General features: G+C 49.1%; 6 protein-coding genes. 2 read left to right on the forward strand and 4 right to left on the reverse strand.

Annotation, left to right across the window (positions count from 1 at the left end):
- Nucleotides 1-14: 14 nt before the first annotated feature.
- Nucleotides 15-236 carry a hypothetical protein gene (locus tag D515_RS20490; RefSeq protein WP_002541236.1) on the reverse strand — a complete coding sequence of 74 codons (222 nt, stop codon included), beginning with the start codon at nt 234-236 and terminating at the stop codon, nt 15-17.
- A 229-nt stretch (nt 237-465) separates the two neighbouring features.
- Between D515_RS20490 and D515_RS20495 the strand changes: the two genes are divergently transcribed.
- Nucleotides 466-1,530 (forward strand): LacI family DNA-binding transcriptional regulator, encoded by a 1,065-nt coding sequence (locus D515_RS20495; RefSeq protein ID WP_002541238.1) that lies wholly within the window; start codon nt 466-468, stop codon nt 1,528-1,530.
- Nucleotides 1,531-1,561: 31 nt separating this feature from the next.
- On the opposite strand, the gene D515_RS20500 is transcribed toward D515_RS20495, so the two are convergent.
- The 3 genes from D515_RS20500 to D515_RS20510 form a co-directional block, all read right to left on the reverse strand.
- The gene (locus D515_RS20500) at nt 1,562-2,104 is read right to left on the reverse strand and encodes a hypothetical protein (protein WP_002541239.1); all 543 of its coding nucleotides are present in this window, start codon (nt 2,102-2,104) and stop codon (nt 1,562-1,564) included.
- 5 nt (nt 2,105-2,109) lie between these two features.
- Nucleotides 2,110-4,224 carry an LruC domain-containing protein gene (locus tag D515_RS20505; protein WP_002541240.1) on the reverse strand — a complete coding sequence of 705 codons (2,115 nt, stop codon included), beginning with the start codon at nt 4,222-4,224 and terminating at the stop codon, nt 2,110-2,112.
- Nucleotides 4,225-4,419: 195 nt separating this feature from the next.
- The gene (locus D515_RS20510; protein WP_002541241.1) at nt 4,420-5,319 is read right to left on the reverse strand and encodes a LysR family transcriptional regulator; all 900 of its coding nucleotides are present in this window, start codon (nt 5,317-5,319) and stop codon (nt 4,420-4,422) included.
- A 215-nt stretch (nt 5,320-5,534) separates the two neighbouring features.
- On the opposite strand from D515_RS20510, the gene D515_RS20515 reads away from it, so the two are divergent.
- Complete coding sequence (locus tag D515_RS20515) at nt 5,535-6,332, forward strand: SDR family NAD(P)-dependent oxidoreductase (RefSeq protein WP_002541242.1); 798 nt, start codon at nt 5,535-5,537, stop codon at nt 6,330-6,332.
- The last annotated feature ends 232 nt before the right edge of the window (nt 6,333-6,564 follow it).

Consider the following 6,564-nt stretch of genomic DNA (forward strand, 5'->3'; position numbering starts at 1 on the left):
TTCCTTTCTGCTTTTTATCGTAATTCTGTCGCACGGCCATCAGCTTCCTTTTCGGCTGACAACATAGCGACGACGAAAGTCAGTGAAGCAAGGAGAAGTAAAAGGAACTCCCCGACATCACCGACACGAACTATGGATGTGGACCCAGAAGCGATCTGAAATTTGGTGGCAATCACATTGAGGAAATAGAGTGAAAAAAGCACCGCGGGTAGTATGTAGCGTTTCCTTAACGTCATGTTGCATTGCCTCGCTGTTATCAGTCGTGTTGGCTTGCAGTCGCCATTTTGTAGTTATAGCACTCACCAATCTTGTAAAATGATTGTTAAATGTAAGCGCTTACATTGTGAAGATAGAAGAGAGGCCGAACGACTGTCAAGTTTTTGGCGGTAAAATTTTTGTGTAACGCTATAATTAGGTAAGTTGCGGTTTATAAATCCCAAAAGTGAGTCAACGATATAACTTTCTATGACAAAAGAGACTCAATCAGCGCGTAAGCGCTTACAAAAACGACCGTCAGATGCGCCAACGGCGGAAGATGTTGCGATTGCAGCAGGGGTGTCGACGGCGACGGTATCCCGCTATTTGGCAAACCCTACGTCTGTGAGTGAGAAGCGGGGCGCCTTGATTCGGTCGGCGATTGAATCACTTGGCTATATTCCCCATGGTGCTGCTCAAGCGCTGGCCTCACAACGTTCGCGAACCATCGGTGTTATCGTCCCCACCTTAGACAACGCGATCTTTGCGGAAGGTATTCAGGCTTTTCAACGTAGGTTGCAGGAAAAAGGTTATACCCTGTTTATTGCGAGCTCGGATTATTCGACAGAAGAAGAGCTGGCTCAGGCAGAGCGTTTGATTACCCGTGGCGTAGAAGGTCTGATGCTGGTGGGCGCTGAACACCAGCCTCAGCTTTTCGATATTCTTCATAAAAAGCAGCTCCCATATCTGTATACATGGTCTTTCAAGCCTGAGTTACCTCATCCTTGTATAGGATTTGATAACTACCGCGCATCAGCAAGGGCGACGCAGTTTCTTATTGATCTGGGGCATAAGGATTTCGCAGCCATTCCCGGTATTACCAAGCTGAATGACAGACCTAAAGATCGTATCGCTGGATGCATAGAGACACTGAGAAAAGCGGGAATAGCGCTGATCTCAGACAGGATCATTGAATGTCGTTATGATTTGGCGGAAAGCCGTCAGGCGCTCAGAAAGCTGGTGGAGTTAACGCCAAGACCCACAGCCATTGTTTGCGGTAACGACATTATTGCCATGGGGGCATTGCTGGAAGCGCAGTCGCTTGGCCTACAGATTCCGGAAGATATCTCGATTGTTGGCTTTGATGATGTGGCCATGGCGTCTCATATCCAACCCGCTCTCACTACCATGCAAGTACCTTCACGGGAAATGGGTGAGAAAGCCGCAGACTATTTGCTGGCAAAACTTGCAGGTGAGCCCGTGAGTGACACACTGGAACTTGAGGCTAAATTGGTGGTTCGTGAAACCACGGCAGCAATAAAAACAGGCGGGTAATACCCGCCTGCTTTTTACTTAGCCCCGAAGGTTACCAAACCCAACTGGACTGCTCGTTATTAATCCGTGTTTGGATAGGGGTGGTGCCATCATAGAAGAAGACCTCGGCCAGCATGTAGTATTGGGAATCGGCCAAGGGGTAGGTGAGGGAAGCCAATCCGTTTTCTACATCGGCCGAGGTGATTCGGCTGTTGTAATCTGCACTGTAAGAACCATCGTCATTCTGGGTGAAGCCACCGTAAATGGAGATATATCCTTTGCTGGTGGTGTAGCTGCTGATATCAATATCCACGCTTTGTGAATCGACAGAGTCATAACTGAAATCCGCGGGTACGACCATCTCAGATATATCGGTGGCAGAACTCAGCACTGTCGGAGGGATGGTCACATCAGCACCAGAAGTATCTGTCATCATGCCTAGAGGCGTTGTGCTCGTGGTGGCAGTATCAGATGTTGATGCCGTTCCACTATCTGTACCCGTTGGGCCTGAGGATGTGGTTTCTCCACCGCCTCCACCCCCACCACATGCAGTGAGCAAACCTGCCAGAGCTAGTGTGATAAGTGAATATTTCATGTCATTTACTCCTCTGGCTCGTAGATTTTGTTTTCGGCTGCATTTTCTTCCGCATGCCAGGTGGTATTCGATACACCGCTGCTCTCTGTGTAGCCTGCGAACAACGGGTAAGCCTGAATCAAGTCGATATGTTCTTGTGGCCATTTCCATTCATCGGTGATGAGCAGAACCCAAGGTAGGTTAGTGCTGGTTTTGTAGTAGCGGTTTTCTGCCGGAACACTGTCGTCGTCCTGCCAGCCATAGAGGAAGGTGTCGAACTGCTCAGTGGGCGCTTGGTCAGGCAAGTGAATTTCTAGACCACGGCCTGGGTTGTACCAGATACCATCACGCACATAACTGCCTGGGGTCGAGAAGATAAATGGGTCGTAAGGCATATCCACTAAACCGTAGGTGTTCACGCCCTCGTTGGCGTAGATATCAATCTCAAATTCGAATGACAACGCTTCCTGACAGTACTGGGCGGTGCGGTAGAAATTACATTCACCCGTCGGGATCTTGGTTTTCAAATCCTCATCAATAACGAAGATCGCTTCTGTCGAATCAGTCTCCAATCCATTGTTTTCCTGCACGACGCCATTGTGCTTGAGCGTGGTGGCAGCGCTGTTAATGTCAGACTGATTGAGGCCAGGAAGACGAATCGCAAAACCGTTGTGATAGCCCGCACCATAGGCAGCGAGGTAGCCGGTGATTAAAATGCGTGTTGCGTGGTTGTCTTCATCAAGTGTTTCTGTCATCCGGAAGCGGATCACCACATCGTTCATGTCGTAATCGCCTTCTTTTGGCCAGTTATCCTCGTAAGCGATAGTGGCGTAGCCTTGCTCGCTTGGGTAGTGGACCAACGTGGTGCCGGATTTGATTACGGTAACAGGGTGGTCTTCCACCTCGCCCGTGGTCGCACCGCCAAAGTAATCCAAGCCGGACTGTTCTGCGAAACGGAAGCGACTGTATGTGGATCCGATAGCTGCATCAACAGGAACAGATATGGAAAGGGTGTTTGCACCTGCTGACAGTAAACTGTCGCTGATGATTTTCTCACCACTGTCTTCGAAATCACCGTCAGCATTCCAGTCAATCCATGCTGATAAGTAGCCTTGCGTTGAAGCTTGCACCGATATAATAGCGCTCTCGCCAGCTTCCAATGCCGTAACGAAACCGACACCGTCTTCGTCAGCGGTACCTGCTTTGTTATCATCAAGTGGTGAGAGAAGACCGTCTCCTTCGCTATCTGGTGCGACCGAGCCAAGGTAATAGGCAGTGTCTACCTGGTGACGTGGACCGTTAGAGGCAAGCAAAGTCAGGTAGCTATCTGGCGCATCACCGAAGTCAATGGTGGAATCTTCATCAATCACAGGAGCGTTCGCACAACGTGCACCGTCGTTTTGGCCAGAAGCTGGGCCGTCCGCAAATTTAACCGCCGTGATATCACCATCTGCGCCATAGTCAGAGAGGTCAATACGGAAGATGTCCCCGTCACTGTTACGCGAAACGTAGAAATAGCCATTAACATCGAAATATCCCGCACCAAATGTACCCGTTATTCCCGCGTTACCGACCAGTGTGGTGCTGCCGTCCGTGGTATCAAACAAATAGACGTTGCCGCTTTGGTTGTCGATGCCGTAAAGCCCGCCGTTGCCTGGGTGGAAAGCGAAGTCGGTCAATCTGACCGAAGCAGTTGTTGTGATTCTCTCCATCTCTAAAGTAGCATTCGGGTCACTGTCCAATGGGCTCAAATCAATTTTGAAAAGGCCTTTGTTTTGGCGGTACAGATAGTAAGTGTGGTCATAAACGTCACCGACAAAAAAAGTGTGGTCAGTGGGGACGTCAGAAACGTTTAAGACTTCCGCTTGGAAATCCTGCCCTAAACGGACAATTTGCTTGTTGGTTGTGTCGTACCCATAGATATACCTGTCTTCGAAGTTGAAACCTACGCCGTTGATATTGGCATTCAAGCCGGTATCAGATTGCAGCAAGCTGGTGTCGCCGGTGACGAGATTAACGCCATACACTTGTACCGGATTAGCTTGGAACAAATAGGCTTTACTTGGACACGTATCGAACGGCGTTGCATAGGCAACGGGTGACATCAACGCTAGCGCGAGAGATATGGCACGTCGAGACATAAGTTGCTCCAGGATTTGACAATGTTAATAACCCCATTTCAAAGAGCGTGCCATTTTTAATTTGCTGATATTTATAAATTTATTATTGTGAGAATCAGTCTGGAATAGGCTTTTTTCTCAGATTGACAGTCATAAGAAAAGGGACGGAATACTGATTTCTCAATATGAGAAATCAGGTCTCCGTCGTATGGTGGTTCAGCCTCTCTCTCCCCAGCAACGCATATTTTCAAAGCGTTGGGCAAAGTAATCAATGAATGCGCGCACCTTGGGGGCGAGTTGCCTCGAGCTTGGGTAGACAGCCCAAATTGCAGTGTCTGATTCCAACTGGAAGTTCTCGAGAATTCTCACGAGTTCACCACGTTCCAATTGCTCGTGTACTGCCCAATTTGAACAAACAGAAATGCCAATTCCTTCGATACAGGCGTCCCTTACGGCTTCACCGTTGTCGGTTCTCAACAAACTCTTCACTTTGATGCTTTCAAGCCCGTTGGGGGTTCGAAACGCCAGTTGTTCCAAAGAAGGGAGTTGAACAAAAGAGTGGGTGCTGAGCTCCTTTAGTGTTTCTGGCTTGCCGTTCTTAGCAATATACGACGGTGAAGCACACAGCATTCGGTTATCCGGTGCAAGCTTACGCGCGATGAGACTGGAGTCCTTGAGTTCAGCATTTCGAATGGCGATATCAAAGCCGCCTTCCACCAGATCGACGATAGAATCTGACAGGCGCAGGTCGAGCGAAAGATCGGGGTATTCCTCCAAAAAGCCTTTTAGCCCGGGAATTAGATGCATTCGTCCAAAAGATGCAGGGGCGGTTATTCGAAGTGTACCCCGAGGTGAGGTTGTCCCCGCGCCGACGGAGGCGCACGCCGCCTCGACACTCGCCAACACATCTTCTGCATGAGGCAAGAAGGCAATGCCTTCTTCGGTCAGCGAGACTTTTCGTGTGGTGCGATGCACTAATCTTACGCCCATGGACTCTTCGAGCTTGTTAATGTGCGCACTGGAGACCGCAGGTGAGAGGCCAAGCTCGGCGCCCGCGGCACTGATGTTGTTTGTCGAGGCTAACCGGACAAAGAGTTTGAGGTGTTCGATATTCATTATTATCAATAAAAGCTAAAAAGTGATTCTTTATTGTGCGTAATTACTAATGAAACTGTTTCAAATAGGATAGTAGGTAAAGGTAGTCAACAGCAATCGCTAAAACAGAGACAGCGTGACAACTCATGTCGTGGTAATGGTAAGAAGTTCAGATGCTTGTGCTGCCAACGTTTAAACACAAAAGGTCGACAGCCCCTACGAATAAGGGAATAACAATGACAAAAACGATTTTAATTACAGGCGCAACAGACGGTATTGGGTTGGAGACCGCTAAACTACTAGCTTCTCAAGGTCACGATATCCTGTTGCATGGTCGCAGCGCCGCCAAGCTGGAAAATGCGAAAGCCCAAGTTCAGGGGATTAAAGGCGTTGGTAATGTGGAAACCTACTTGGCAGATTTGTCGAACCTGAAGGATGTGGAAAAGTTTGCTGATGAAGCGGTCGCAAACCATACATCGTTGGATGTGCTGATTAACAACGCGGGTATTTTCCGAACCTCTTCGCCAATCACCAAAGATGGATTCGACGTGCGATTCGTTGTAAATACAGTCGCGCCTTACCTGCTCACTAAGCGCTTGCTGCCGTTACTTGGCGGAGAAGGGCGTGTTGTTAATCTGTCATCTGCTGCGCAAGCACCGGTCAACATTGCTGCGCTGAAGGGCGAAGTGGGAGTGGGCGATGAGTTTGCAGCTTACGCGCAGAGCAAGCTTGCTATCACCATGTGGACGCAAAAACTGGCGAGTGATTTGGGTGCTGATGGCCCAATACTGGTGGCCGTTAACCCGGGTTCAATGCTCGGCAGCAAAATGGTCACGGAAGGGTTTGGTGTGTCAGGCGGTGATATTGGTATTGGCGCTGATATTCTCGCTCGAGCCTCGCTGAGCGACGAATTCGCTGACGCTTCCGGTAAGTACTATGACAATGATTCGCATCGCTTTGCTGCTCCGCACTCTGAAGCTGCGAATGCCACTAAAGTAGACGCGGTTATCGAAGCGATTGAGTCGTTAATTTAAGTGTTATACCCAATTAACCTGAAGATACCGGCATTCAGAGGCCATCAATACGTTCAGTTCGAGGCAAATTTCACGAAGAATAGTCGTTCTATTTCCGTGGAATTTAACAAAGAAGTGGGCGCATTGAGGGCCTCCCTTCGGGCGAGTTGACTGACGCCGTGCTCATTGTTGTTCCTTTTTGATGGAGGTGACTACACCTGCAAAGGAACGCCGCGATCACAACGCCAGTCAA

The sequence above is a fragment of the Grimontia indica genome (genome assembly GCF_000333895.2).
Lineage (GTDB): Bacteria > Pseudomonadota > Gammaproteobacteria > Enterobacterales > Vibrionaceae > Enterovibrio > Enterovibrio indicus.